22 protein-coding genes are annotated in these 26962 nt (G+C 70.9%); 16 read left to right on the top strand and 6 right to left on the bottom strand.

Features of this window, described 5'->3' with window-relative positions:
* Nucleotides 1–4: 4 nt before the first annotated feature.
* The 3 genes from OG385_RS30055 to OG385_RS30045 all read left to right on the top strand — a co-directional run bounded on the left by OG385_RS30055 (nt 5) and on the right by OG385_RS30045 (nt 6708).
* A complete protein-coding gene (locus OG385_RS30055; protein WP_266859433.1) occupies nt 5–2953 on the top strand; it encodes an FAD-binding and (Fe-S)-binding domain-containing protein in 2949 nt (982 codons plus the stop codon).
* A 114-nt stretch (nt 2954–3067) separates the two neighbouring features.
* On the top strand, nt 3068–4930 hold the full coding sequence (locus OG385_RS30050) for an ABC transporter ATP-binding protein (RefSeq protein WP_266859431.1): 1863 nt from the start codon (nt 3068–3070) through the stop codon (nt 4928–4930).
* Nucleotides 4927–6708, top strand: a complete 1782-nt coding sequence (locus OG385_RS30045; protein WP_266859429.1) for an ABC transporter ATP-binding protein — start codon at nt 4927–4929, stop codon at nt 6706–6708. The genes OG385_RS30050 and OG385_RS30045 overlap by 4 nt, the downstream gene beginning before the upstream one ends.
* Before the next feature lie 50 nt (nt 6709–6758).
* On the opposite strand, the gene OG385_RS30040 is transcribed toward OG385_RS30045, so the two are convergent.
* Entirely contained in the window at nt 6759–7349 is a 591-nt protein-coding gene (locus OG385_RS30040) for a TetR/AcrR family transcriptional regulator (RefSeq protein ID WP_266859427.1), read from the bottom strand.
* Between the two features lie 178 nt (nt 7350–7527).
* On the opposite strand from OG385_RS30040, the gene OG385_RS30035 reads away from it, so the two are divergent.
* Nucleotides 7528–8466 carry an alpha/beta fold hydrolase gene (locus OG385_RS30035; RefSeq protein ID WP_266859425.1) on the top strand — a complete coding sequence of 313 codons (939 nt, stop codon included), beginning with the start codon at nt 7528–7530 and terminating at the stop codon, nt 8464–8466.
* A 47-nt stretch (nt 8467–8513) separates the two neighbouring features.
* Here OG385_RS30035 and OG385_RS30030 read toward each other — a convergent pair whose 3' ends face one another.
* On the bottom strand, nt 8514–9308 hold the full coding sequence (locus OG385_RS30030; protein WP_266859423.1) for a metal-dependent hydrolase: 795 nt from the start codon (nt 9306–9308) through the stop codon (nt 8514–8516).
* A 133-nt stretch (nt 9309–9441) separates the two neighbouring features.
* Here OG385_RS30030 and OG385_RS30025 point away from each other — a divergent pair, with 133 nt between their 5' ends.
* From OG385_RS30025 to OG385_RS30010, 4 genes are all read left to right on the top strand, one after another.
* Entirely contained in the window at nt 9442–11964 is a 2523-nt protein-coding gene (locus tag OG385_RS30025) for an RNA helicase (RefSeq protein ID WP_266859421.1), read from the top strand.
* An 82-nt stretch (nt 11965–12046) separates the two neighbouring features.
* On the top strand, nt 12047–12919 hold the full coding sequence (locus OG385_RS30020; protein WP_266859419.1) for an acyl-CoA thioesterase II: 873 nt from the start codon (nt 12047–12049) through the stop codon (nt 12917–12919).
* Nucleotides 12920–13034: 115 nt separating this feature from the next.
* Nucleotides 13035–14183, top strand: a complete 1149-nt coding sequence (locus OG385_RS30015; protein ID WP_266859417.1) for a D-alanyl-D-alanine carboxypeptidase family protein — start codon at nt 13035–13037, stop codon at nt 14181–14183.
* Nucleotides 14184–14275: 92 nt separating this feature from the next.
* Nucleotides 14276–14764, top strand: a complete 489-nt coding sequence (locus OG385_RS30010) for a glutathione peroxidase (RefSeq protein WP_266859415.1) — start codon at nt 14276–14278, stop codon at nt 14762–14764.
* A gap of 124 nt (nt 14765–14888) precedes the next feature.
* On the opposite strand, the gene OG385_RS30005 is transcribed toward OG385_RS30010, so the two are convergent.
* Nucleotides 14889–16145, bottom strand: coding sequence for an acyl-CoA dehydrogenase family protein (locus OG385_RS30005; RefSeq protein ID WP_266859413.1), 1257 nt, complete (start codon nt 16143–16145; stop codon nt 14889–14891).
* 207 nt (nt 16146–16352) lie between these two features.
* Here OG385_RS30005 and OG385_RS30000 point away from each other — a divergent pair, with 207 nt between their 5' ends.
* On the top strand, nt 16353–17012 hold the full coding sequence (locus OG385_RS30000; protein ID WP_266859411.1) for a TetR family transcriptional regulator: 660 nt from the start codon (nt 16353–16355) through the stop codon (nt 17010–17012).
* A gap of 52 nt (nt 17013–17064) precedes the next feature.
* Here OG385_RS30000 and def read toward each other — a convergent pair whose 3' ends face one another.
* Nucleotides 17065–17604 (bottom strand): peptide deformylase, encoded by a 540-nt coding sequence (gene def / locus OG385_RS29995; protein ID WP_266859409.1) that lies wholly within the window; start codon nt 17602–17604, stop codon nt 17065–17067.
* A gap of 115 nt (nt 17605–17719) precedes the next feature.
* Between def and OG385_RS29990 the strand changes: the two genes are divergently transcribed.
* The 5 genes from OG385_RS29990 to OG385_RS29970 all read left to right on the top strand — a co-directional run bounded on the left by OG385_RS29990 (nt 17720) and on the right by OG385_RS29970 (nt 22162).
* Nucleotides 17720–18958 (top strand): MurT ligase domain-containing protein, encoded by a 1239-nt coding sequence (locus OG385_RS29990; RefSeq protein ID WP_266859407.1) that lies wholly within the window; start codon nt 17720–17722, stop codon nt 18956–18958.
* A 17-nt stretch (nt 18959–18975) separates the two neighbouring features.
* Complete coding sequence (locus OG385_RS29985; RefSeq protein ID WP_164265137.1) at nt 18976–19704, top strand: type 1 glutamine amidotransferase; 729 nt, start codon at nt 18976–18978, stop codon at nt 19702–19704.
* Between the two features lie 141 nt (nt 19705–19845).
* Nucleotides 19846–20871, top strand: a complete 1026-nt coding sequence (locus OG385_RS29980; RefSeq protein ID WP_266859403.1) for a 6-phosphofructokinase — start codon at nt 19846–19848, stop codon at nt 20869–20871.
* A 106-nt stretch (nt 20872–20977) separates the two neighbouring features.
* Nucleotides 20978–21946 carry a cytochrome c oxidase assembly protein gene (locus OG385_RS29975; RefSeq protein WP_266859402.1) on the top strand — a complete coding sequence of 323 codons (969 nt, stop codon included), beginning with the start codon at nt 20978–20980 and terminating at the stop codon, nt 21944–21946.
* Nucleotides 21947–22000: 54 nt separating this feature from the next.
* Nucleotides 22001–22162, top strand: coding sequence for a hypothetical protein (locus OG385_RS29970; protein ID WP_266859400.1), 162 nt, complete (start codon nt 22001–22003; stop codon nt 22160–22162).
* Between the two features lie 34 nt (nt 22163–22196).
* On the opposite strand, the gene OG385_RS29965 is transcribed toward OG385_RS29970, so the two are convergent.
* Complete coding sequence (locus OG385_RS29965) at nt 22197–22595, bottom strand: SSI family serine proteinase inhibitor (RefSeq protein WP_266859398.1); 399 nt, start codon at nt 22593–22595, stop codon at nt 22197–22199.
* A 268-nt stretch (nt 22596–22863) separates the two neighbouring features.
* Between OG385_RS29965 and OG385_RS29960 the strand changes: the two genes are divergently transcribed.
* The gene (locus OG385_RS29960) at nt 22864–23568 is read left to right on the top strand and encodes a 1-acyl-sn-glycerol-3-phosphate acyltransferase (protein WP_266859397.1); all 705 of its coding nucleotides are present in this window, start codon (nt 22864–22866) and stop codon (nt 23566–23568) included.
* Nucleotides 23569–23633: 65 nt separating this feature from the next.
* The gene (locus OG385_RS29955; RefSeq protein WP_266859396.1) at nt 23634–24671 is read left to right on the top strand and encodes an NAD(P)-dependent oxidoreductase; all 1038 of its coding nucleotides are present in this window, start codon (nt 23634–23636) and stop codon (nt 24669–24671) included.
* Between the two features lie 26 nt (nt 24672–24697).
* On the opposite strand, the gene OG385_RS29950 is transcribed toward OG385_RS29955, so the two are convergent.
* A complete protein-coding gene (locus OG385_RS29950) occupies nt 24698–26209 on the bottom strand; it encodes an alpha/beta hydrolase (protein WP_266861264.1) in 1512 nt (503 codons plus the stop codon).
* Nucleotides 26210–26962 lie beyond the last annotated feature (753 nt).

Below are 26962 nucleotides of genomic sequence, written 5' to 3'. Positions count from 1 at the left end.
CGCCATGCCGCTGCTCGACCCGAAGCCCGGCACTCTCCGGCCGCGTACGAAGCGGACGCCGGCCCCCGACCGGGTGCCCGACACCCGGTCGGCCGGGACCCCCGAGCCGCTGCGCGGTGATCTGACCGCGCTGCTGGGCGAGGAGAAGGTGCTCTCGAAGGTCTCCGACCTCGTGCGGTACGCGTCCGACGCCAGCCCGTACCGATTCGTCCCCCGGGTCGTGGTGGTCGCCGAGGACATCGACGACATCTCGGCCGTGCTCTCGTACGCGAGGGACAACGGCCGCCAGGTCGTCTTCCGGGCAGCGGGCACCTCACTGAACGGGCAGGCCCAGGGCGAGGACATCCTGGTCGACGTCCGCCGCCACTGGTCCGGCATCGAGGTCATGGACGACGGCGCACGAGCCCGCATCCAGCCGGGCACCACCGTCGTCCGCGCCAATGCGACGCTCGCCCGGCACGGCCGCGTCCTGGGCCCCGACCCGGCCAGCGCCATCGCCTGCACCCTCGGCGGTGTCGTCGCCAACAACGCCTCCGGTATGACGGCGGGCACCACCCGTAACTCCTACCGCACGCTCGCGTCGCTGACCTTCGTGCTGCCGGGCGGCACCGTGGTCGACACGGCCGGCCCGGCCGCCGACGACGCCCTCGCCGCCGCCGAGCCCGGCCTGTGCGCGGGGCTGCTCGCGGTCAAGGCGGAGATCGAGGCAGACCAGGAGCTGACCGCCCGGATCCGGTCCAAGTACGAGATCAAGAACACCAACGGCTACCGCCTCGACGCCTTCCTGGACGGCGCCACCCCCGTCGAGATCCTGCGCGGGCTGATGGTCGGTTCCGAGGGCACCTTCGGTTTCATCTCCGAGGTCGTCTTCGACACCCTGCCGCTGGACCGCAGGCTCTCCACCGCGCTGCTCTTCTTCCCGACGCTCCGGGCGGCTGCCGCGGCGGTCCCCGTCTTCAACCAGGCCGGGGCCCTGGCCGTCGAGCTGATGGACGGCAACACGCTGCGCGCCTCGGTGAGCGTGGCGGGCGTTCCGGCCGACTGGGCGGAGCTGCCCAAGGAGACGGCGGCGCTGCTGGTCGAGTTCCGCGCCCCGGACGAGGCGGGCAGGGAGGCGTACGAGCGGGTGGCGGCCGGGGCCGTCGCCGGCCTGGAGCTGGTGGCGCCCGTCGCCTCGGTGACCAATGAGTTCACCCGCGACCCGAAGACCATCGCCGGGTACTGGAAGGCGCGCAAGGCGTTCGTCACCGCGGTCGGCGGTGCCCGGCCGTCCGGCACGACGCTGATCACCGAGGACTTCGCCGTACCGCCGTCGAAGCTCGCCGACGCCTGCACGGCGCTGCTCGAACTGCAGACCCGGCACGGCTTCGACGCCGCCGTGGCCGGTCACGCGGCCCACGGCAATCTGCATTTCCTGCTCGCCTTCGACGCGGGGCTGCCCGAGGACGTCGAGCGCTATGCCGCCTTCATGGACGAGTTCTGCCGGCTGACGGTCGGGCGCTTCGACGGATCGCTCAAGGCCGAGCACGCCACCGGCCGCAACATCGCGCCCTTCCTCGAACTCGAATGGGGCCCGAGGGCGACGGAGTTGATGTGGCGGATCAAGCAGATCATCGACCCCGACGGGGTGCTCGCGCCCCGTATCGTCCTGGACCGTGACCCCGAGGCCCATCTGCGCGGGCTCAAGACCATCCCCAAGGTGGAGCTGATCGCCGACCCCTGTATCGAGTGCGGATTCTGCGAACCCACCTGCCCCAGCCACGATCTGACGACGACACCGCGCCAGCGCATCGTGCTGCGCCGCGAGATGATGCGCCAGTCGCCCGGCTCCCCGGTCGAGGACAGCCTGCTCGACGCGTACGGGTATGACGCCGTGGACACCTGCGCGGGCGACTCCACCTGCAAGCTCGCCTGCCCGGTGGGGATCGACACCGGCGCGATGATGAAGGACTTCCGCCACCGGCGGCACACCCCGCGCGAGGAGCGGGTGGCCGCGCTGACCGCACGGAACTTCAGGACGGTCGAGGCGGCGGCGCGGCTCGCGGTCGGCGCTGCGGACCGGATCAGTGACCGGCTCCTTGAGTCCGTCACCGGCCTCGCCCGCCGGGCCGTCCGCCCCGATCTGGTGCCGGAGTGGCTGCCGGAGATCCCCGGGGCGGCCGCCCGTGAACTCCCGCGCACCTCGCGCAGGGGCTCGACCGCCGTCTACTACCCCGCCTGCGTCAACCGGATCTTCGGTGAACCGGCCGGATTCCAGGGGCCCTCACTCCCCCGGGCCGTCGTGGCGCTCGCCGAGCGGGCCGGACGGCCGGTGTGGATCCCGGACAATGTGGCGGGGACCTGCTGTGCGACGATCTGGCACTCCAAGGGGTACGACGAGGGCAACACGGTGATGGCCAACCGCATCGTCGAGGCCGCCTGGGGCTGGACCGGCGGCGGCAAGTACCCGCTGATCGTGGACGCGTCGTCCTGCACCCTGGGCATCGCCCATGAGGTGGTCCCCTACCTCACCGACGACAACCGTGAGCTGCACAGCGAGCTGACGATCGTCGACTCCGTCGTCTGGGCCGCCGACGAGCTGCTCCCCCGTCTCACCGTGCTCCGTAAGACCGGCTCCGCCGTGCTGCACCCCACCTGCTCCATGCAACACCTGGGCGACGAGCAGCAGTTGAGGGCCGTCGCCGAGGCCTGCGCCGATGAGGTCGTCGTCCCCGACAGTCTCGGCTGCTGCGCCTTCGCCGGGGACCGCGGGATGCTCCACAAGGAACTCACCGCCGCCGCGACGGCGCCGGAGGCGGCCGAGGTCAACGCCAGGAGTTTCGACGCGTATCTCTCGGCGAACCGGATGTGCGAGGTCGGTATGGACCGTGCGACCGGGCGCGGTTACCACTCCGTACTCCTTGAGCTGGAGCGGGCGACCCGGCCCGGTCCCGGACCGGACCGGCGCGGCTGAACCCGGCGCGATCACGGCGCGTTCGGGTCCCCCGGACGGAAAATCGATTGCCCCGAAGCGTGGCGGAGCGCGAACCTTGCACGGTTTGAGCCCCTCTTCGACTTCTGGGATCCCATGCAGATTCGCGATCTTCCCTATCCAGATCCAGGCGATCCCGACGTACGGTCAGGTCCCCGCTTCCTCTACTGGCTCGGGCGCAACCAGCTCGGCGGTCAGTGCCGCTCGCTCGCCTGGGGGCTGCTGCACCAGTGCGGGATCGCCGGACTGCCACTGGCGGTCGGCTTCGCCGTGCAGGCGGTGGTGGACCGCTCCGGCGGCCGGCTCGCCCTCTCCGGCGGGCTGATCGCGCTGCTCGGCGCGCTGATCGCGGTGGGCGACACCATGCTGCACCGGACCGCCGTCACCAACTGGATCACCGCTGCGGCCCGCGTCCAGCAGCTGCTGGCCCGCAAGACCGCCGAGCTGGGTTCGGCGCTGACCCGGCGGGTCGCGGCGGGTGAGGTCGTCGCGGTGTCCACCGGGGACGTGGAGAAGATCGGCTGGTTCGTCGAGGCGCTCTCGCGCTTCCTCGCCGCCGCGACCGTTCTGGTCATCATCTGTGCCGGCCTGGTGGTGTATCTGCCCTCGCTGGGCATCGTGGTGGCGCTCGCCATGCCCGTACTGGCGCTGGCCGTCCTGCCGTTGCTGTCCAGCGCCACCGCGCGCGCCGATCTCCAGCGGGAGAAGGCGGGCCGGGCCACCGAGCTGGCGGCCGACACCGTGGCGGGGCTTCGGGTACTGCGTGGTATCGGCGGCGAGGAGCTCTTCCTCGGCCGCTACCGCAGCGCATCCCAGGAAGTGCGCCGGGCCGCCGTGCGCAGCGCCCGTATGTGGGCGCTGATCTCGGGGATCCAGGTGCTGCTGCCGGGGCTGCTGCTGATCGGGGTGGTCTGCTACGGTGCCCGGCTGGCCGCCGAAGGACGGATCGAGGTCGGCCAGCTCGTCACCGTGTACAGCGCGGTGACGCTGCTGCTCTTCCCGCTGCGGCACTTCCAGGAGATCGCCATGGCGTACTCGTTCTCCCGGCCGTCGGCGAAACGCGCGGCGCGGGTGCTGGCGCTCGAACGGACGGCGCACGAGGAGCCGGCCGGCCGTCCCGCGGCCGTCCCGACGGTGGGCACCGATGTGGTGCCGGCCGGTGATCTCTACGACCCGGAGACCGGACTGCTCGCGCCGGCAGGTGAGTTCACCGCTGTGGTGTGCGGCGATCCGGACGCCGCGGGCGCGCTGGCCGAGCGGCTCGGCGGTCATGCCACCGCGGAGGACGCGGGGAAGCTGCCGTCGGTCCTGCTCGGCGGGGTCGCGCTCGACGATCTGCCGCTGGACACGGCCCGTACGGCCGTCCTGGTCCAGGACAAGGACCCGGTGCTGCTGTCCGGGACCCTGAGCGAGCTGCTCGACGTGCCGTCGTCCGGCCAGGTGCCCGCCGCGCGGGCGCTGGCCGCCGCGCAGTGCACGGACGTCCTGCAAGCGCTCGCGCAGGCCGCCGCCGAACCGGGCGGCGATCCCCTGCGGACCAGGATCACCGAACGCGGGCGGTCGCTCTCCGGAGGACAGCGGCAGCGTCTTGCCCTGGCGCGTTCGCTGGTGACCGACCCGGAGGTGCTGGTGCTCGACGAGCCGACGTCGGCCGTCGACTCGCACACCGAGGCACGGGTCGCCCGGGGTGTGAAGGAGCTGCGCGCAGGCCGTACGACGGTGGTCTTCGCCTCGTCGCCGCTGCTGCTCGACCACGCCGACCGGGTGGTCTTCGTACACGAGGGTGCCGTCGCCGCGGCCGGCCCGCACCGCGAGCTGCTCCACGGCGACGTGCGGTACCGCGCGGTCGTCACCCGCCATCCCGGCGAGGAGGCGGACGGAGCGCCCGCCGCCGGGGCCTCGGACCCGGCCGCCCGCACCGCCCGGCAAGCTTTCGCAGACATCGAGGAGTCGGCATGATCGGCGTCGCGCCCCCGGCCTACGACCCGGCGGCACCGGAGACGGCCACCACACTGCCGGTCGGCACACCCACGACGGTGAGGACCTACGTACGCGAGTTGCTGGGCCGCCACCGGCGGGCGTTCGCCGTACTCATCGGGGCCAACGCGATCGCGGTGGTCGCCTCGCTGGTCGGCCCGTACCTCCTGGGCGGTCTCGTCGAGGACCTGTCGAACGGCAGGCACGACATGCATCTCGGCCGCGTCGCGGTGGTGTTCGCCGTGGCACTTGCCGTCCAGACCTTCTTCGTACGGCTGGTGGGGCTGCGCGGCGCGATGCTCGGCGAGGAGATGCTGGCCGACCTCCGCGAGGACTATCTCGTACGGTCGGTCGCGCTGCCGCCGGGCGTCCTGGAACGGGCCGGTACCGGTGACCTGCTCTCGCGCATCACCACCGACATCGACCGGCTCGCGAACGCGATGCGCGAGGCAGTGCCCCAGCTGGCCATCGGCGTGGTGTGGGCGGCGCTGCTGATCGGCGCGCTGACCGTGACCGCACCGCCGCTCGCGCTCGCCGTGCTGGTCGCGCTGCCGGTGCTGCTGGCCGGGTGCCGCTGGTACTTCAAGCGGGCGCCGTCCGCCTACCGTTCGGAGGCCGCCGGATACGCGGCGGTCGCCGCGGCGCTCGCCGAGACCGTGGACGCGGGCAGGACCATCGAGGCGCACCGCCTCGGCGCCCGCCGGGTGGCGCTCTCCGAGCGGCGGGTCGAGGAGTGGACCCGCTGGGAGAGGTACACGCTCTGGCTGCGGTCGGTCCTCTTCCCGGTCATCAACGTCACCTATGTGACGATCCTCGGCGTGGTGCTGATGCTCGGCGGCGTCTTCGTGCTCCAGGGCTGGATCAGCGTCGGCCAGCTCACCACCGGGGCGCTGCTCGCCCAGATGATGGTCGATCCGGTCGGGCTCATCCTGCGCTGGTACGACGAACTCCAGGTCGCCCAGGTGTCGTTGGCCCGGCTGGTGGGTGTGCGCGAGATCGAGCCGGACGCGGGTGACGGGACCATCGGCCCGGACGGGCGTGCGGTGCGCGCCGACGCGGTGCACTTCGGATACCGGGAGGGTGTCGACGTACTGCACCGGGTGACACTCGATGTGGCCCCCGGCACGCGGATGGCGCTGGTCGGGCCGTCCGGCGCGGGCAAGTCCACGCTGGGCCGGCTGCTGGCCGGGATCTACGCGCCACGCACCGGCGAGGTCACGCTGGGGGGCGCCGAGTTGTCCAGGATGCCCGCGGAGCGCGTAAGGGAACATGTCGCACTGGTCAATCAGGAGCACCACGTCTTCGTGGGTTCCCTGCGCGACAATCTGCTGCTGGCCAGGGCGGGCGCGGACGACACGGAGCTGTGGGCCGCGCTCGGCGCGGTCGACGCGGACGGCTGGGCCGCCGCCCTGGACGGGGCGCTGGACACCGAGGTCGGCTCGGGCGGTCTGGCCCTCACCCCGGCGCAGGCCCAGCAGATCGCGCTGGCCCGGCTGGTGCTCGCCGATCCGCACACCCTGGTGCTGGACGAGGCGACGTCGCTGCTGGACCCGCGGGCGGCCCGCCATCTGGAGCGTTCGCTCGCCCGGGTGCTCGACGGGCGCACCGTGGTGGCGATCGCGCACCGGCTGCACACCGCGCACGACGCGGATGTGATCGCGGTGGTCGAGGAGGGCCGCGTCAGCGAGCTGGGCAGCCATGACGAGCTGGTCGCTGCGGACGGCGCATATGCGGCGCTGTGGCGGTCCTGGCACGGGTGAGCGCGGGGGCAGGGGTCCGTCGGGTCGACGACGGGCCCCGGCCCGCAGCGCTACGTGCGCGTACGCAACGCCTGTGAGAGCGCGTCGACGGTTACGCCCACAATGGCCCGGAGCTGCGCCGGGCTCGCCCCGGCTCTGCTCATGACGGCGAGAGACTGGTTCACGGCGGCCATGTGGTCGGCGAAGGCCTCGGCGTCCCGGTCGGTCAACCGGCCCGCCTTCAGTGCGGCGCGCAGACGCGAGCGCTGGAAGCCCAGCGCCTCCTTCGCGTGTGCCGCGACGCTCTGGCTCAGCACCGGGATCGCCATGGCCGACTGGGCAACCAGGCAGCCGTCCGGCAGTTCGGGATCGGCGATGCGCTCAAGGGTGACGTCGAAGAACGCACGAACGGCTGCAAGAGGCTCCGAGGCCGCACACGACAGGGCGGCGTCGTACTTCTCGCCATAACGCGCGGCGTACCGGTCCAGGCAGCGCAGGAAGAGCGTGTCCTTGTCGCCGAGCGAGGAGTAGATGGAGCTGCGGTTCAGACCGGTCACCCGGGACAGATCGTCCACTGAGGTATCGGCGTAGCCGGCCCGCCAGAACTGGACCATCGCGGCGTCGAGTGCCGTGTCCATGTCGAATTGCTTCTTGCCTGCCACGTGGCACTTCCTTGCCGGTGTCTGTCGATGTCTCGTGCGCTGCGCCGCACCATTCTATCTTGGAACACTCAGTTCAAGATGTGTTAGCGTCCCCGCATGGTGATGGCCGGGCGTCCCTCACACGTCGCGACAGCGCGACGGCGTTCACCAAGACACCTCACCCTGACGGAGGATCCCCATGACTGACCCTGCGACCAGCGCTCGGCACGTCTGTGAAAGCAACCCCGTCCGCGATCTGCCCCTGCACGACCTGGCGGGATTCACTCACCGCTGGGTCGATGCGAACGGCGTCCGCCTCCACGCCGTCGAAGGCGGCCGGACGGCCGGCCCGGCCGTTGTCCTGCTCGCCGGGTTCCCGCAGACCTGGTGGGCATGGCGGAAGGTCATGCCCGGTCTCGCCGACCGGTTCCACGTCATCGCAATCGACCTGCCGGGTCAGGGCCACTCCGAGCGTCCGGAGCGCGGCTACGACACGCACACGGTCGCCGCGCACGTCCACGCCGCCGTGAAGGCTCTCGGAGTGTCGTCCTACTGGCTGGTCGCCCACGACATCGGCGCCTGGGTCGCTTTCTCCCTGGCACTCGAATTCGAGAGCCACCTGCACGGGGTCGCGCTGCTCGACGCCGGAATTCCCGGCATCACCCTCCCCGAAGCGATTCCCACCGACCCGGATCGGGCGTGGAAGACCTGGCATTTCGCGTTCCATCTCGTGCCCGACCTGCCCGAGACGCTGCTGGCCGGCCGCGAACGGGACTACGTCGGCTGGTTCCTGAAAGTGAAGGCGCTCTCTCCCGACACGTTCGATGACGCCGAGCTCGACCACTACGCGGCGGCCGTCGCCGCCGACGGTGGCCTCCGCGCCTCCCTCGCCTACTACCGGGACGCCGCCGATTCGGCGCGCAAGAACCACGAGGCACTGGAGCGGCGGCACCTGACCGTGCCCGTTCTCGGGATCTCCAGCAGCCACGGCTCCGTCCCGGACATGGCGGCCTCCATCAGCCCATGGGCCGACGACGTCACCGGCGTCGTCGTGCCCGACGCCGGACACTTCATCCCCGATGAGCAGCCCGGAGCCGTCGCCGCGGCGATAGCCGATTTCGTCCTCGCCGGCGGCTGACACCGGCCGGACCTGCCCGACCTCGCACCGCGCCGGTCACGGCCCGCTCAGATGACGCCGAGCGCGACCGCGCAGCTGACTCCGCCCGCCACCATGAACACCGGCATCAGCACCTTGAGCTCCACCCAGCTGCCCGCGCGGAACCGCATGAACTTGGGCGGGCCGACATGGCGCCAGTGCTTGCGGCCGAGCGGTATCGGCCAGAAGATCGGGCAGCCCGAGACGGTGATGGCGTCACCGATGTCGTGGATCAGGGCGCCCAGCAGGATCGGCAGACCCAGCCACATGTAGTTCTGGTGGGGGCCGGTGAAGAACCAGTCCGCGCCGTTGCCCGGCTCGGACAGGATCTGGGCCAGGATCCACGCACCGGCAGCACCGAGCAGCCACACCAGCACGGTGCTGCTGGACGGGCGCGAGGCCCGCCAGAGCAGCCCCTCGATGGCGAGCACCACATGGACGAAGAGGATGCCGAGGACCGCCCAGCGGCCGCCGTAGATCGCCAGGGCGGAAGCTCCGGCGCCGAGCAGGACCGCCCACACCCCGGTGTGAGTGAGGGTGCGGTGGCCGCCGCCCTTGCGGGCGTCGCCCTTGCCCCTCGTCGCCCTGTACACGACAGTCGCCAGCGCGTCCACGAGCGCGCACAGCCCGTGCGACAGCGGGCCGAACGCGTTGGATATGGTCGCGGCCTTGTGATCAAGGTCGGGTGCCAGCGCCGCCCCGGCGCTGATCAGCGCTCCGACGACGAGGACCGGCCACGGCATCGGATGTCCGTACGCGGTCGCCGCCGCCCCCACCCCCAGCCAGGCTGCCGCTCCTGACAGCGAGTGCGCCGGTCCCATCATGGTTCGTTCCGCCCCGTATTTCCGTTGTGCTGAAGCCCAGTTGAGGACTGTTCGAGAGGGAAGCGTATCGCTCGTGATCTTCGCGCGGGCAGCCGGTTCCCCCTTGAGCGGGTAAGGCAGGCAAGATGGAGGCGTGACCCTTATCGATCAGCTCCCCACGACCGCCGATCCCGATGCTCTCTTCGAGGCTTTCTCGTCGTGGGCGGAGGGTCAGGGCATCACGCTCTATCCGGCTCAGGAGGAGGCGCTGATCGAGGTGGTGTCCGGGGCCAACGTGATCCTCTCCACCCCCACCGGCTCGGGAAAGAGCCTGGTGGCGGCCGGTGCGCACTTCACCGCGCTGGCTCACGACAAGGTCACCTTCTACACCGCGCCGATCAAGGCCCTGGTCTCGGAGAAGTTCTTCGACCTGTGCAAGCTCTTCGGCACCGAGAACGTCGGAATGCTCACCGGCGACGCGTCGGTGAACGCGGACGCCCCGGTCATCTGCTGCACGGCGGAGGTGCTGGCCTCGATCGCGCTGCGCGACGGCAAGTACGCCGACATCGGCCAGGTCGTGATGGACGAGTTCCACTTCTACGCGGAGCCCGACCGTGGCTGGGCGTGGCAGATCCCGATCCTGGAGCTGCCGCAGGCGCAGTTCATCCTGATGTCCGCGACCCTCGGTGACGTCTCCCGGTTCGAGGAGGACCTGACGCGGCGCACCGGCCTGCCGACCTCCGTGGTCCGCTCCGCGAGCCGCCCGGTCCCGCTGTCGTACGAGTACCGGCGGACCCCGATCACCGAGACGCTGACCGAACTGCTCGAAACCAAGCAGTCGCCCGTCTACATCGTGCACTTCACCCAGGCCGCAGCGGTCGAGCGCGCGCAGTCGCTGATGAGCATCAACATGTGCAGCCGGGAGGAGAAGGACCGGATCGCCGATCTCATCGGCAACTTCCGCTTCACCACCAAGTTCGGCCAGAACCTCTCGCGTTATGTGCGCCACGGCATCGGCGTCCACCACGCCGGCATGCTCCCCAAGTACCGCCGGCTGGTCGAGAAGCTGGCGCAGGCCGGTCTGTTGAAGGTCATCTGCGGTACGGACACCCTGGGCGTGGGAGTCAACGTGCCCATCCGTACGGTGCTGTTCACCGCGCTGACGAAGTACGACGGGACACGTGTCCGCACGCTCCGCGCCCGGGAGTTCCACCAGATCGCGGGCCGCGCGGGCCGGGCCGGGTTCGACACGGCCGGCTTCGTCGTCGCGCAGGCCCCCGAGCACGTCGTCGAGAACGAGAAGGCGCTCGCCAAGGCGGGCGACGACCCGAAGAAGCGCCGCAAGGTGGTCCGCAAGAAGGCGCCGGAAGGTTTCATCGCCTGGAGCGACACCACCTTCGAGAAGCTGATCGCCGCCGATCCCGAGCCGCTGACCTCGCGGTTCCGGGTCACCCACACCATGCTGCTCTCGGTGATCGCCCGGCCGGGCAACGCGTTCAAGGCGATGCGCCACCTCCTGGAGGACAACCACGAGCCGCGCAAGGCGCAGCTGCGGCACATCCGCCGCGCCATCGCGATCTACCGCTCGCTGCTCGATGGCGGTGTGGTGGAGCAACTGGACGCTCCGGACGCCGAGGGCCGCATCATCCGGCTGACCGTCGACCTCCAGCAGGACTTCGCGCTCAACCAGCCGCTGTCCACCTTCGCGCTGGCCGCGTTCGACCTGCTGGACGCCGAGTCCCCCTCGTACGCACTGGACATGGTCTCGGTGGTCGAGTCGACGCTGGACGACCCGCGGCAGATCCTCGCCGCCCAGCAGAACAAGGCGCGCGGTGAGGCGATCGGCCAGATGAAGGCCGACGGGATGGAGTACGAGGAGCGCATGGAGCGGCTCCAGGAGGTCACGTACCCCAAGCCGCTCGAAGAGCTGCTGGTGCACGCGTACAACGTCTACCGCACGAGCCACCCGTGGGTCGGCGACCACCCGGTGTCGCCGAAGTCGGTCATCCGTGACATGTACGAACGGGCCATGACCTTCACCGAGTTCACCTCGCACTACGAGCTCGCCCGCACCGAGGGCATCGTGCTGCGGTACCTCGCGGGTGCGTACAAGGCGCTCGACCACACCATCCCGGACGATCTGAAGTCCGAGGACCTCCAGGACCTCATCGCCTGGCTGGGCGAGCTGGTCCGCCAGGTGGACTCCAGCCTGCTCGACGAGTGGGAGCAGCTGGCCAACCCGGAGGTGGAGACCGCGGAGCAGGCCGCCGAGCGGGCCGACCAGGTCAAGCCGGTCACCGCCAACGCCCGCGCCTTCCGAGTGCTCGTACGCAATGCGATGTTCCGCCGGGTGGAGCTGGCGGCGCTGGACAACGTGGCCGCACTCGGCGAGCTGGACGGCGACGCGGGGTGGGACGAGGACGCCTGGGGCGAGGCGATGGACGCCTACTGGGACGAGTACGACGACCTGGGCACAGGACCGGACGCGCGCGGCCCCAAGCTGCTGATCATCGAGGCGGACGAGGAGAACACCTCGCACGGGCTGTGGCGTGTACGGCAGATCTTCGCCGACCCGAACGGCGACCACGACTGGGGCATCAGCGCGGAGGTGGATCTCGCGGCCTCCGACGAGGAGGGCCGCGCGGTCGTCCGCGTCACCGCCGTGGGCCAGCTGTGAGCCGGGCGGCCGCTGTGCCCCCAGCGGGGAAGCGGACGACCTCTGTGACCCCGGAAAACGCTGTGACCTGGGAGGACACCGTATGACGAACCCCACCGAGAAGCTGATCGACCTGCTCGACCTGGAGCAGATCGAGGTCGACATCTTCCGCGGCCGCAGCCCCCACGAATCCCTGCAGCGGGTCTTCGGCGGGCAGGTCGCGGGGCAGGCCCTGGTGGCGGCCGGCCGTACCACCGACGGCGAGCGGCCGGTCCACTCGCTGCACGCGTACTTCCTGCGCCCCGGCAGGCCGGGGGTGCCGATCGTCTACCAGGTGGAACGGGTCAGGGACGGCCGCTCCTTCACCACCCGCCGGGTGACCGCGGTCCAGCAGGGCCGCACCATCTTCAACCTGACGGCGTCCTTCCACCGGCCGGAGGAGGGCAGCATCGAGCACCAGGCACCGCTGACCCGCGATGTCCCGGACCCCGAGTCACTGCCGGGGGTCGCGGACGAACTCCGTGAGCACCTGGGCGAGTTGCCCGAGGCGCTGGAGAGGATGGCCCGCAGGCAGCCCTTCGAGATCCGTTACGTCGACCGGCTGCGCTGGACCCCCGACGAGATCAAGGGCGCCGATCCGAGCAGCGCGGTGTGGATGCGGGCGGTCGGCCCGCTCGGCGACGACCAGCTGATCCACACCTGCGCGCTCACCTACGCCAGCGACATGACGCTGCTGGACGCGGTCCGTATCCCGGTCGAGCCGCTGTGGGGGCCGCGCGGATTCGACATGGCTTCGCTGGACCACGCCATGTGGTTCCACCGCCCGTTCCGTACCGACGAGTGGTTCCTCTACGACCAGGAGTCGCCCATCGCGACGGGCGGCCGGGGGCTGGCCCGCGGCCGGATCTTCGACCGCGCGGGGAATCTGCTGGTCTCGGTCGTCCAGGAGGGACTGTTCCGCAGGCTCGGCGCCTGAGCGGGACCCGGGGACCGGTCCGGTCGGGCTAAGCCACGGAGCGGACCTTTCGGACTTCTCCTACGGTGTGATCATGTCGCAAGCGATGTGGTGTTCTGTCAGGATCCGTGCGGCCGTGGCCGTTTCCCTGCCCGCACTGGTACTCGCCTCTCTCTCACCGGCCGCGCGGGCCGACAGCCGGCCCGCGCCCGAACCGGCCGCGGACAGCGGGCAGTCCGCGCTGTACCGCACCGGCGTCCAGGTCTCCCCCGGAGCCGCCAGACCGCCCGCGGCGACCGCCCTGTCGTGGATGGTGACCGATCTGCGGACCGGCCGGGTACTGGCGGCCAGGAACGCGCACCGGCAGCTCCCGCCGGCCAGCACGCTCAAGACGCTCTTCGCGCTGGCCGTGCTGCCGAAGTTCCCGCCGAAGGAGGTGCACCGGGTGGCGGAGAGCGACATCACCGGGCTCCAGCCGGGGAGCAGCATGGTCGGGGTCAAGGAAGGCACCCGGTACACGGTCGCCGATCTGTGGCGCGGTGTGTTCCTGGCGTCGGGCAACGACGCGGTGCACACCCTGGCGATGATGAACGGCGGTCTGCCGGCCACCATCAAGGACATGCAGGCCGCCGCCCGCCGGATCGGATTGCGGGACACCGTCGTGAAGTCCGCCGACGGATACGACACCCCGGGGCAGCACTCCTCCGCGTACGACCTGTCCGTGATCGCCCGTGCGGGAATGGCGAATCCGGAGTTCCGGCAGTTCGCCTCGACCAGGACGGCCCGGTTCCCGGCCTCGGGCGGCCCCGGTGCGTTCGGCATCCAGAACACCAACCGGCTGCTCGTGGGGTCGCACGGTGTCGTGCAGTACCCCGGCCTGCTCGGGGTGAAGAACGGGTACACGACCGAAGCGGGCAACACCCTGGTCACCGCCGCCCAGCGGAACGGGCGCACCCTCCTGGTGACCGTCATGAACCCGCAGTCGGGCCAGCCGAACGACGCCTACAACGAGACGCGGTCCCTGCTGGACTGGGGGTTCGCCACCTCGCCCACCGCGACCCCGGTGAGCGTGCTGCCCGGCGTCCGCCCGGCGCACCCCTCGGCGCCCGCCGCCACCCCGGCGGACGCCAGGCACACACCCCCGGTCGCGGCGTCGCAGACCTCGCACGTCTCGGTCTCCGGCCGGACGGCGTTCCTCTTCGCGGGCGGAGTGGCCGCAGCCGCGCTGGCCTGCGCCCTGCTGATCGCACGGCGCCGGGCGCGCAGGCAGGGCGGGCGGGCCTGAGGCGGTGCACGGCCCCAGGCCGGGGCCGTCGGCCGGGTGTCCACGGGTCTCTGGAACAGTACGTACCACTGACCTACGAACAGGAGCTGGCGATGAGCCTGTACGACATCCCTCTGCGCACCCTGACCGGCGAAGCGACGTCCCTGGCCGACTACCGGGGCAAGGCGGTGCTGCTGGTGAACGTGGCGTCCAAGTGCGGTCTCACCCCGCAGTACGCCGGTCTCGAAAAGCTTCAGCAGCAGTACGGGGAGCGCGGGTTCGCCGTCATCGGCGTGCCCTGCAACCAGTTCGCCGGCCAGGAGCCGGGCAGCGCCGACGAGATCCAGACCTTCTGCTCGGCCACCTACGGCGTGACGTTCCCGATGCTGGAGAAGACCGACGTCAACGGTGCGGAGCGGCATCCGCTGTACGCGGAGCTGACGCAGGTGGCCGACGAGGCCGGTGAGGCCGGGGACGTCCAGTGGAACTTCGAGAAGTTCCTGATCTCCCCGGCGGGCGAGGTCGTCTCCCGGATCCGCCCGCGTACCGAGCCGGAGGCGGCGGAGGTCGTGGCGGCCATCGAGGCGCAGCTCCCGGCCTGACACACCGGGGTCCGGACACCGGATCCGCCGGAGCAACCTGAACAGGCCCGCGGGGGTACGCCCCCGCGGGCCTGTTCAGGTGTCCGGCCGGTCTTCCGGCCGGCCGGTCTTCCGGCCGGCCGGGTCAGCGGATCGGCATACCCGAGAGGGTCCGGGCGATCACCAGGCGCTGGATCTCGCTGGTGCCCTCGAAGATGGTGTAGATCGCGGCGTCGCGGTGCATCCGCTCGACCGGGTACTCACGGGTGTAGCCGTTGCCCCCGAGGATCTGGATGGCCTGGGCGGTGACCTTCTTGGCCGTCTCGCTCGCGTACAGCTTGGACATGGAGCCCTCGGCCGCGGTGAACGGCTTGTTCGCCGATGCCATCCAGGAGGCGCGCCAGACCAGCAGGCGGGCCGCGTCGATCTGCGTCCGCATGTCGGCGAGCTGGAAGGCGACGCCCTGGTTGTCGATGATCGGGCGGCCGAACTGGCTGCGGGTCTTCGCGTAGTCCAGCGCGACCTCGTACGCGGCCCGCGCGGTGCCGACCGCCATGGCGCCGACCGCGGGGCGGGAGGCCTCGAAGGTGGCCATCGCCGCGTTCTTCACCCTCCCCCTGCCTTCGGCGGGAGGTGCCCCCACGCCGCCGCCCTGCTTCGCGCGCTCCCGGGCGCGGGCCAGCCGCTCGTCCAGCTTCTCCTTGCCGCCGAGCAGGCAGTGGCCGGGCACCCTGACGTCCTCCAGCACGACCTCGGCCGTGTGGGAGGCGCGGATGCCGTGCTTCTTGAACTTCTGGCCCTGCGAGAGGCCCGGTGTCCCCGGCGGGACGATGAACGAGGCATGGCCCTTGGAGCCGGCGTCGGGGTCGACCACGGCGACCACGACATGGACGTTGGCGATGCCGCCGTTGGTCGCCCAGGTCTTGGTGCCGTTGAGCACCCACTCGTCCTTGGCCGCGTCGTACACCGCGCGGGTCCGCATCGCCGCGACGTCCGAACCGGCGTCGGGCTCGGACGAGCAGAAGGCCGCGACCTTGACGTCGACGGCGTCTCCGTACATCTGCGGGATCCAGGTGCCGATCTGCTCCTCGGTGCCGTTGGCGAGGACACCGACGGCGGCCAGGCCCGTCCCGACGATCGACAGCGCGATGCCCGCGTCGCCCCAGAAGAGCTCCTCCATGGCCATGGGGATGCCGAGCCCGGTCGGGTCGAAGAACTGCTGGGCGTAGAAGTCGAGCGAGTAGATGCCGACCTTGGCGGCCTCCTGGATCACCGGCCAGGGCGTCTCCTCACGCTCGTCCCACTCGGCGGCAGCCGGGCGGATCACGTCCGCGGCGAATCCGTGGATCCAGTCGCGGACCTCCTTCTGATCATCGTTGAGTTCGAGCGTGAACTCGGCCATGTCCCCTCCAGCACTGCGTTCCATCGGTTTGTTACTTGCGGTAACCGCAGTCTGTTACTGGCAAGTAGCACCTGTCAACCTCCGCGATCGCCCCCGGCGCGGGCCCCCGGCCGGGTGTTACGTTCTCGGCGGGGGCCGGATCAATCAGCGGACGCAGCACGGGTCCGTGTCACAGAGCGAGAATCGCAGGGCGGGGAAGAGTTGCTCATGGGGACCACACAGGCCGGACAGGCCACACAGACCGCACAGCAGCGGTCGGCGCACAGCCGCCGCCGGGAACTGCTGGAGGCCGCCGACCGGGTCGTGCTGCGGGACGGCCCGAAGGCGTCCATGAACGCCATCGCCGCCGAGGCGGGGATCACCAAGCCCATCCTCTACCGGCACTTCGGCGACAAGGGCGGCCTCTACCGGGCACTCGCCAAGCGCCATACCGACGCGCTGCTGAGCGCGCTGCGGGCCGCGCTGGACGCTCCGGCCGGGCGCCGCGAGCGGGTCGAGGCCACGCTGGACACCTATCTGGCGGCGATAGAGGCCAGGCCGCAGGTCTACCGCTTCCTGATGCACCCGGCCGACGACGGCCAGCAGCCCGAGCAGGCCTTCGACGTGGGACTGCACTCCGCGCCACTGCTGCGCAGGCTCGGCGAGGAACTGGCCAAAGTCATCGCCGAACGCGTCGACCTCGGGCCGGACAGCGAGCAGCTGGCCCGGGTCTGGGGCCATGGCATCGTCGGGATGATGCATGCGGCGGGCGACTGGTGGCTGGGTGAACGGCCCTGCCCACGGGCGCAGTTGGTCAGCAGTCTCGCCGATCTCCTCTGGGGCAGGCTCTCCCTGGCCACCGACCGCGCGGGCGGACCGGGCTTCTGACACATCCGGATGAACACCCGGCCGGACAGGACCTGGTGGGACCTGGTGGGACCTAGTGGATGAGGCCGGCCTTGCGGGCGGCCCGCAGCGCCCTGCTGCGGCGCCGGCCCGACAGCCGGTCCGTGTACATCAGCCCTTCGAGGTGGTCGCACTCGTGCTGGAGGCAGCGTGCGAAGAATCCGGTACCGCTGACGGTGACCGGCTCGCCGGTCACGGAGAAGCCCTCCACGACGGCGTGGTCGAAGCGCGGGGTGCCCGCCTCGACGCCGGGCAGCGAGAGGCAGCCCTCGGCGCCACGCACGGTGACCCCGTCCGCCTCCACCAGCCGGGGGTTGACCAGGTGCCCGAGATGGCGGACGTCCTCGTCGTCCGGGCAGTCGTAGACGAACACCCGGAGCCCGACGCCGATCTGATTCGCCGCGAGGCCGACACCGTGTGCCGCGTACATCGTGGCGAACATGTCCTCGACGAGCCGGGCGAGCGAGGTGTCGAAGCCGGCCACGGGCTCGCAGGGCGCGTGCAGCACGGGATCGCCGTGCGGACTCATCGTCCGCACGGCTCCGGAACTGCCGGGGATCGGGCGGTTTCGCATGGCGGCAAGCGTACGTTCCCGCCGGAACCGCGCCGCCCCGGCGGTGCCGAGGTCGGGCGCACGGCCGGATCTCGATAGGCTGAGCCCCGCGCCGACGCAAGGAGGATCTAGGACGATGGACGGCAACACGGAGCCGCTGTCGCCGCGGGCCAAGCTGGCCGTGACGGCAGGCAAGGCCGCGGCAGCGGTATCGCGCGCCGCGGGGCGCGGCAGCGGATCGGTGATCGGCGGCAAGGTCGCGCTGAGGCTCGACCCCGACCTGCTCGGGCGTCTCGCCCAGCACCTGGACGTGATCCTGGTCTCGGCGACGAACGGCAAGACGACCACGACCCGGCTCATCGCCGAGGCGCTGCGGGCCGCGGGACCTGTGGTGTCGAACGCCCTGGGCGCCAACATGCCGGCGGGCATCACCTCCGCGCTGGCCGGCGGTTCCGACGCGCGCTTCGGTGTGATCGAGGTCGACGAGAAGTACCTCGCCGGGGTCGCACGCGACACGACACCCAAGGCGATCGCCCTGCTGAACCTCTCCCGGGACCAGCTCGACCGGGCGGGCGAGACCCGCATGCTGGCCGAGCGGTGGCGCGAGGGGCTGGCCGGGACGAAGGCCGTCGTCATCGCCAACGCCGACGACCCGCTGGTCGTGTGGGCCGCTTCGTCATCGCCCACCGTGGTCTGGGTCGCGGCCGGCCAGGAGTGGAAGGACGACGCCTGGTCGTGCCCGTCCTGCGGCGGTGTGCTCCAGTGGCCGAACGACGAGTGGTTCTGCGCGGACTGCGGTTTCCGCCGTCCGGCGCCCAGTTGGGCGCTCTCCGGCGACTACGTCCTCGATCCGCACGGCTCCGCCTGGCCGATCCACCTCCAGCTGCCGGGCCGGGCGAACAAGGCGAACGCGACGACGTCGGCAGCCGTCGCGGCGACCTTCGGCGTGCCGCCCCAGGTCGCCCTGGAGCGGATGTACGGGGTGCAGGCCGTCGCCGGCCGCTACGACGTGGTGTCGTTCCTCAACCGCGAGGTGCGGCTGCTGCTCGCCAAGAACCCGGCCGGCTGGCTGGAGACGTTCTCGCTGATCGACCCGCCGCCCACGCCGGTGATCCTCGCCGTCAACGCCCGTGGCGCCGACGGTACGGACACCTCCTGGCTCTGGGACGTCGACTACACCCGGCTCGCGGGCCACCCGATCTTCGTCATCGGCGACCGCAAGCTGGACCTCGCGGTACGGCTCGAAGTGGCCGGTCTCCAGTTCCAGGTCTGCGAGACCGTGGACGAGGCGGTCCAGTACGCGCCGCCCGGCCGGATCGAACTGATCGCCAACTACACCGCGTTCCAGGACGTGCGCCGCCGCGTCGGCAACTGACCTCAGAGGAAACGATGATGAGCGACAACAGCCTGCGCCTGGTGTGGGTCTACCCGGACCTGCTGAGCACCTACGGCGACCAGGGCAACGCCCTGGTGGTGGAGCGCCGGGCCCGCCAGCGCGGCCTGGATGTGACCCGTATCGACGTGCGCAGCGACCAGCCGGTGCCGACATCCGGCGACATCTATCTGATCGGCGGCGGCGAGGACCGCCCGCAGCGGCTGGCGTCCGAGCGGCTGCGCAGGGACGGCGGCCTCAGCAGGGCGGCCTCCAACGGCGCGATCATCTTCTCGGTCTGCGCCGGGTACCAGATCCTCGGCCACGAGTTCATCAACGACCTCGGCGAGCGCGAACCGGGACTGGGGCTCCTCGACGTCATCTCGACCCGCGGCGAGGGCGACCGCTGCGTCGGCGACGTGTACGGCGACATCGACCAGCGGCTGGGCCTGCCGCCGCTGACCGGTTTCGAGAACCACCAGGGCATCACCCATCTCGGCCCGACCGCCCGCCCGTTCGCCCGGGTCCAGCTCGGCCGGGGCAACGGCACGGGCGACGGCACCGAGGGCGCGTACAACGACACCGTCTTCGGTACGTACATGCACGGCCCGGTGCTGGCCCGCAACCCGCAGATCGCCGATCTGCTGCTCAAGCTGGCCCTGGACGTCAACGCGCTGCCTCCGACCGACGACCGCTGGTACGAGGCGCTGCGGACCGAGCGGATCGCGGCGGCCACACAGCCCGCATGAGGCCTGATACGTACATCTGAGCGGCGTCCAGCAGGCGGACGCCCGCTACGTCTCCGTCACCCTCCGCCGGTAGGGTGACGGGGATCCAGCCCGGACGACGTGGTCCGGTCACAAGCCCACGTTGCAAAGGTAAGTCGGGCAATGCGAATTGGTGTCCTCACCTCCGGCGGCGACTGCCCCGGCCTGAACGCCGTCATCCGCTCGGTCGTGCACCGCGCCGTCGTCGATCATGGCGACGAGGTCATCGGCTTCCACGACGGGTGGAAGGGCCTGCTTGAGTGCGACTACCGCAAGCTCGACCTCGACGCGGTGGGTGGCATCCTGGCGCGCGGCGGCACGATCCTCGGCTCCTCGCGGGTGCAGCCCGCGCATCTGCGCGACGGTGTGGAGCGCGCCCGGGGCCATGTCGCCGACCTGGGGCTCGACGCGATCATCCCGATCGGCGGCGAGGGCACGCTGAAGGCGGCGCACCTCCTCTCCGAGGCCGGGCTGCCGATAGTGGGTGTGCCGAAGACCATCGACAACGACATCGCGTCGACCGATGTCACCTTCGGCTTCGACACGGCCGTCGGGGTCGCGACGGATGCGCTCGACCGGCTGAAGACCACCGCCGAATCGCACCAGCGGGTGCTGATCGTGGAGGTCATGGGACGCCACACCGGGTGGATCGCGCTGCACTCGGGCATGGCGGCGGGCGCGCACGCCATCGTCGTGCCGGAGCGTCCCTTCGACATCGGTGAGCTCACCGAGCTGGTCGGCCGGCGCTTCTCGGCGGGCAAGAAGTTCGCGATCGTGGTGGTCGCCGAGGGGGCGAAGCCGCGCGAGGGCTCGATGAGCTTCGATGTGGGCGCCAAGGACATGTACGGCCACGAGCGGTTCGCCGGTGTCGCCAGGCAGCTCTCCATCGAGCTGGAGGAGCGTCTCGGCAAGGAGGCCCGTCCGGTGATACTCGGTCATGTGCAGCGTGGCGGCACCCCCACCGCGTACGACCGTGTCCTGGCCACCCGGTTCGGCTGGCACGCCGTGGAGGCCGCGCACCGCGGCGCGTTCGGCATGCTGACGGCGCTGCACGGCACGGAGATCACCATGGTGCCGCTCGCCGAGGCCGTGGAGACCCTCAAGACCGTGCCCGCGGAGCGGTACGCCGAAGCCGAGTGCGTCCTCTGAACGTTCCCCATTCGCCCGATACAGTACGAACTGCCCCCGGCCGCAGCTGCGGCCGGGGGCAGTTCTAGTCTGGTGCGGACATCAGGCACGAATCAGGAGTGAGTGGATGGACCACAGCGGGCACGGCATGCCCATGGGCGGCATGACCATGGATCTGCCGCCGTTCACGCTGGGACGGGGGCTGGGATTCTCCGCGGACCCCTTCTTCCTGATCAGCTGTCTGGTGGGGCTCGCGCTGTACGGCTGGGGCGTGGTGCGGCTGCGCCGGCGCGGCGACAGCTGGCCGGTCCACCGGATCGCGCTCTTCGTCCTCGGCGTGCTGACCGTCGGCCTGACGATGTGCACCAAACTGAACGACTACGGCATGGTCATGTTCAGCGTGCACATGGTGCAGCACATGATCATCAGCATGCTCTCCCCCATCCTGCTGCTGCTCGGCGCGCCGGTGACGCTGGCCCTGCGCGCACTGCCGGTCGCGGGCCGCGGCAACCGGAAGGGGCCGCGGGAGCTGCTGCTGATGCTGCTCCAGAGCCGCTTCATGCGGATCGTCACGCATCCCGCTTTCACCATCCCGCTGTTCATCGCCAGCCTCTACGGCCTGTACTTCACGCCGCTCTTCGACTTCCTGATGGGTTCGATGACCGGGCACATCGTGATGATGGTGCACTTCCTCTTCGTGGGCCTGGTCTTCTTCTGGCCGATCATGGGCATCGACCCGGGGCCGCACCGGCCGGGCTACATCATGCGGATGCTGGAGCTCTTCGCCGGGATGCCCTTCCACGCGTTCTTCGGCATCGCACTGATGATGGCGAGCGAGCCGATGGTGCAGGTGTACAAGCACCCTTCCGCCTCACTGGGGATCGACGCGCTCTCCGACCAGACGGCCGCGGGCGGCATCGCCTGGGCGTTCAGCGAGATCCCGTCCGTGCTGGTCCTGATCGCCCTGGTCTTCCAGTGGTACGGCTCCGAGCAGCGCGTCTCGCGGCGCTCCGACCGGGCCGAGGACCGCAACGGCGACAAGGAGCTGGCCGCCTACAACGCCTACCTGGCGTCACTCCAGGCACGCGGCCAGTAGCGGAGAAGGCCCCTGCCGGGCGACGATGGCCCTCCACCCCCGAGGAGGAGGGCCATGCCCGGTTCTGTGAAAACGATGGGTGTCATCACCGTGGGAGCCCTGGTCACGGTGACCGGATACACGGCGGTGATAGGCAGCAACGGCTGGCTGTGGTTCGGCTGGGTGGTGCTGGGTCTGGTGACCGTCGGCATGATCGCGTCGCGCGGCAGCGGCTGAGCGGCGGGGCGGTGGAGGCGGCACGCCCAGCCGCTCAGAAGCGGAAGACCGGGCCGGTCGCCGCGTCGAGCGAGCAGGCGTTGGCGAACGTCCGGTCCCAGTGGGTGGGGCGGCCGCCCCAGGTCCCGCCGACGGTGACCGTGACCGGATCGGACTGCCGGGTGCAGGCCCGGGGCTCCCCTGCGAGACGGTCGAAGCTGCCACCCGCCAGGTCGAGTGCCCGGCACGCGGCTGCGGCTTCCGGGTGCGAGCCGTCGCTCTGCTCCGGTGCGCACCGGAGCAGCACGCTGCGGTCCCGGTCGGGGTGCGTCTGCGATGCGACGGAGAGGACGAGTCCGGCCGGGCGGATGGGCGGCGTACCGGCTGCCTGCGCGGGCACAGCCGCGGCGAAGGCGAGCAGGGCCGCTGCGGCGGACATCGTACGGGGGCGCATCCGGGCCTCCTGGAACTCGGCACGAGGGTGGGAGGCCAGAGCACCCGGCCACCCGGCCCGGCGGCAAGCCACCACGCCGCCCGGCCACCCGTACGGACGCGGATCCGGCACCCGGACGGCCGCCCGCCGGTTCCGGTCAGGAGCAGACGGCTCCGGCCGCTGCCGGACGGGGACCGGGAGTGACGGGCGAGGGGCGCACGGGTTCCGCATCAGACGGTGCGGCGGCTACTGTGCGTGGGCACGGGGCGACGGGGAGGCGGTACCGCGATTGTTCTACTACGTCCTGAAATATGCCGTTCTGGGGCCGCTGCTGAGGCTGCTGTTCCGGCCGAGGATCGAAGGGCTCGAACACATCCCGGAGGACGGCGCCGCGATCGTCGCGGGCAACCATCTGTCCTTCTCCGACCACTTCCTGATGCCGGTCGTCCTCAGCCGTCGCATCACCTTTCTCGCCAAGCAGGAGTACTTCACCGGGCCCGGCATCAAGGGCCGGCTGACGGCTGCCTTCTTCCGCAGCATCGGCCAGATCCCGGTGGACCGGTCGGGCCGGGAAGCGGGCAGAGCCGCGGTCCGTGAGGGGCTCGGCGTGCTCGGCCGGGGTGAACTGCTCGGGATCTATCCGGAAGGCACCCGCTCGCACGACGGCAGGCTCTACAAGGGCAAGGTCGGCGTCGCGGTGATGGCCATCCAGGGCCGCGTTCCGGTGGTGCCGTGCGCCATGGTGGGCACCTTCGAGATCCAGCCGCCCGGCCAGCGGATGCCGAAGATCAGGCGGGTGACGATCCGCTTCGGGAAGCCACTGGACTTCAGCCGCTACGCGGGGCTGGAGAACGAGAAGGTGGCGCTGCGGGCCGTCACGGACGAGATCATGTACGCGGTGCTCGGGCTCTCCGGCCAGGAGTACGTCGACGCGTACGCCGCGGACGTGAAGGCCGCCGCACAGGCGAAGAAGCCGCCGAGGAAGCCGCGCTGACACCGGATCGGCTGTCGGCAGAACCGTCTGGCCCGGACCGGAACACCCGCCGTAGCGTCGGCGGCATGAGCAGCAGAGGAAGCGTCTTCGTACTCGGAGCCACTGGGCAGATCGGGCGCGCGGCAGTGCGCGCGCTCGTCTCGGACGGATGGGAGGTACGGGCCGCTTCGCGCGGGGCGGGCCGCGACGACAGCTGGCCGGATGACGTGCGTACGGTGCGCGTCGACCGGGACAGCGAGGGTGAGCTGTCACAGGCCCTGGGAGACGGCTGTGACGTACTGGTCGACATGGTCGCGTTCGGAGCGGACCACGCCCGGCAGCTGACCGGCCTCGCGGACCGGATCGGCTCGGCGGTGGTGATCTCCAGCGGCGCGGTGTACGCGGACGCCGACGGGCGCAGTTTCGACACCCAGGACGAGCCGGACGGCTTTCCGCGCCTTCCGGTGCCGGTCCCCGAGAGTCACCTCACGGTCGAGGCGGGCCCGGCCACGTACGGCACCCGCAAGGTGGCGCTGGAACGGGAACTGCTGGCGGCCGCCGGGGCCCTGCCCGTCACGCTGGTGCGCGCGGGCGCGATCCACGGTCCGCACGGCCGGTCCCCGCGTGAGCTGTACTTCGTCAAGCGCGCTCTCGACGGCCGTCCGGTGCGGATCCTGGCCCACGGCGGGCGGAGCCGCTTCCATCCGGTGCATGTCTCCAACCTCGCCGAGATGATCCGGCTGGCGGCGCTGCGCCCGGGGGCGCGGGTGCTGAACGGCGGTGACCCCGAGGTGCCCACGGTCGCCGGGATCAGCGCGGCCATCGACGAGGCCATGGGCGTACGGAGCCGGCTGGTGCTGGTCGAGGGGCGCTCCGACATGGGCATGACCCCGTGGGGCGTCGACCACCCCGTGGTGTACGACATGTCGGCCGCCGAGCGGGAGTTGGGCTACCGCCCGGTGACCGGGTACGCCGAGTCGCTGCCCGAGACCGTGGAGTGGATAGCGGGCCGGCTCCGGGGCCGGGACTGGCGTGAGGCCTTCCCCGCGATGGCGAAGACGTACGACCCGCATCTCGATCTCTTCGACTACGCGGCGGAGGACGCCTGGCTGGGGAACCGCTGAACAAGCGGTTCCCCAGGCGCGGGCCGTTACGGCGTCGGTGTGGCGTGCGGGGCGCACGTCACGTCGTGGCGGTCGGTGCTGCCGGTGAGCAGATAGCTGTCCACCCGGGTGTTGATGCACGGGTTGACCAGACCGGTCACCCCGTGCGATCCGGCGCCCTTCTCGATGATGAGACGTGAGCCCTTGAAGCGCTGGTGCAGGTCGACGGCCCCCTGGAAGGGCGTGGCCGCGTCACGGGTCGACTGCACGATCAGCACCGGCGGGAGCCCCTTGCCCGTCCGGACGTTCACCGGGGTCTGCTGCTTCGCGGGCCAGGTGGCGCACGGCAGGTTCATCCAGGCGTTGGACCAGGTGAGGAACGGATAGTCCTTGTTGAGCCGGGTGTTGTCCCGGTCCCATGTCCGCCAGTCGGTGGGCCACTTGGCATCGGCGCACTCGACCGCGGTGTAGACGGCGGTGCCGTTCTCCGCCGAGATATTGCCCGCGGTGTCCGACATATCGGGCCCTGCGGCATCGATCAGCGGCTGCGGATCACCGGCGAGGTACTGACTCCAGGCCTTGGCGACCGGCGCCCAGGAGGAGTCGTAGTACGGCGCGTTCTGGAAGAACCCGAGCAGCTCGGCGGGGCCCACGACCCCACCGATCGGGTGCTTCTTCGCCGTGGCCCGCAGCTTCACCCACTGCTGCTCGACGGCGTCCGCCGTCTTCCCGATATGGAAGGCGGCGTCGTTCGCGGCGACCCAGTTCTGCCAGTCGTGCCAGCGGCCCTGGAAGGCGACGTCCTGGTTGAGGTTGGCCTGGTACCAGATGTTCGACTTCTTCGGGTCGACCACACTGTCCACGATCATCCGGCGGACATGGCCCGGGAAGAGCGTTCCGTACACCGCGCCGAGATAGGTCCCGTAGGAGACACCCAGGTAGTTGAGCTTCTTCTCGCCGAGCGCCGCCCTGATGACGTCGAGGTCACGCGCCGAGTTCGGCGTGGTCAGGTACGGGAGCATCGCACCGCTGCGCTGCTCACAGCCGTCCGCGTACTGCGCCGCGAGCTTGCGCTGGACCCGCTTGTCGGCCGCGCTGTCCGGGACCGGGTCGGGCTTGGGGGCGCTGACGTACTTCTGCGGGTCGATGCAGGAGACCGGCGCCGAGTGGCCCACACCGCGCGGGTCGAAGCCCACGAAGTCGTACGCCTTGGCGGTGTTGACCCAGAGCGCGCTCCCGGTGGTCGTCCTGGCGGGGAAGCGCATCCCCGAAGCGCCGGGGCCGCCGGGGTTGTAGACGAGGGAGCCCTGCCGCTGCGACTTCGTGCCGGTGCTCAGCGCCCGGTCCACCGCCAGCTTGATCGTCCGGCCGTCCGGGTGCGCGTAGTCGACCGGCACGGTCACCCAGCCGCACTGGATCGGCTTCGCGAGCGCCCAGTCCGCAGGACAGTCCCGCCAGTCGATCCCCGCTTTCGCCGCCCGCGCGGCGGCGACGGCCGCGCCGTGTGCCTCCGAGCCTGCGTGGCCGCGGCCGTCGGCGGTGGCCGACGGCGCCGCCATGGCGCCCGCTATGAGAGTCGCCGCGGCCAGAGCGCCGGCCGAGCCGAGCACTGCGGTGCGTCTCACGTGGTACCTCCCCCTGTGCGAAGCGCCGTTCGTCCGGCGCTCTCCAGTACGTACCGGGGATCCTTTCTCGTGAACGGTCCCTGACAACAGGGCGCATGGGTGTTCTTTGCCAACCCGAAATGCGGAGAGGGCGGTCCCGGTGAGCGGTGCAACGCACCCGGTTGGCCCCTCGCACCCAACGCGGAGCGACGTCGGTGAAGTTGGCCGGCGTCAGGTGAACTACAGCCATTCCAGGATGAGTTGCCGATACCGGGTGAACTCGCCTCCGCGGGGCATCCGGTGCGTATGCACCCCACCGGGGTGACCGTGCGTCAACCCTGCTGCGAGCGGGTGCCATCCGCGCGGACACCCGGACTACGCAGCCTCCGCACCGGCATCCGTACCGGCATCTCCGCACAGGGGAAGTCCCGGATCCACCTTTCGGCGGCTGCCAGTACACCGATGGGCGCCCCCCGGAAGGCTTAGACAGGCGGCGATCCAGTGGCCGCGACGAGTTGCGCATCGCACCGGCACGCCGCCCGGTCCGCCTGCTGCGCCCCAGGTGAGGGCCGTACGCCCAGGTAATCCCCCGGCCCGGTGCCCGCAGCGTCCACTCGAACAGGCCAGTGACCCCGAAGCATCACAAATCGGCGCGGTCAGCCCGGAATCGGCCATGCCATGAGTGAAGATCCGGGAGACGACAAGCCC

The organism is Streptomyces sp. NBC_01306, assembly GCF_026340465.1.
Lineage (GTDB): Bacteria > Actinomycetota > Actinomycetes > Streptomycetales > Streptomycetaceae > Streptomyces.
This window is presented reverse-complemented; position numbering and strand designations above follow the sequence as displayed.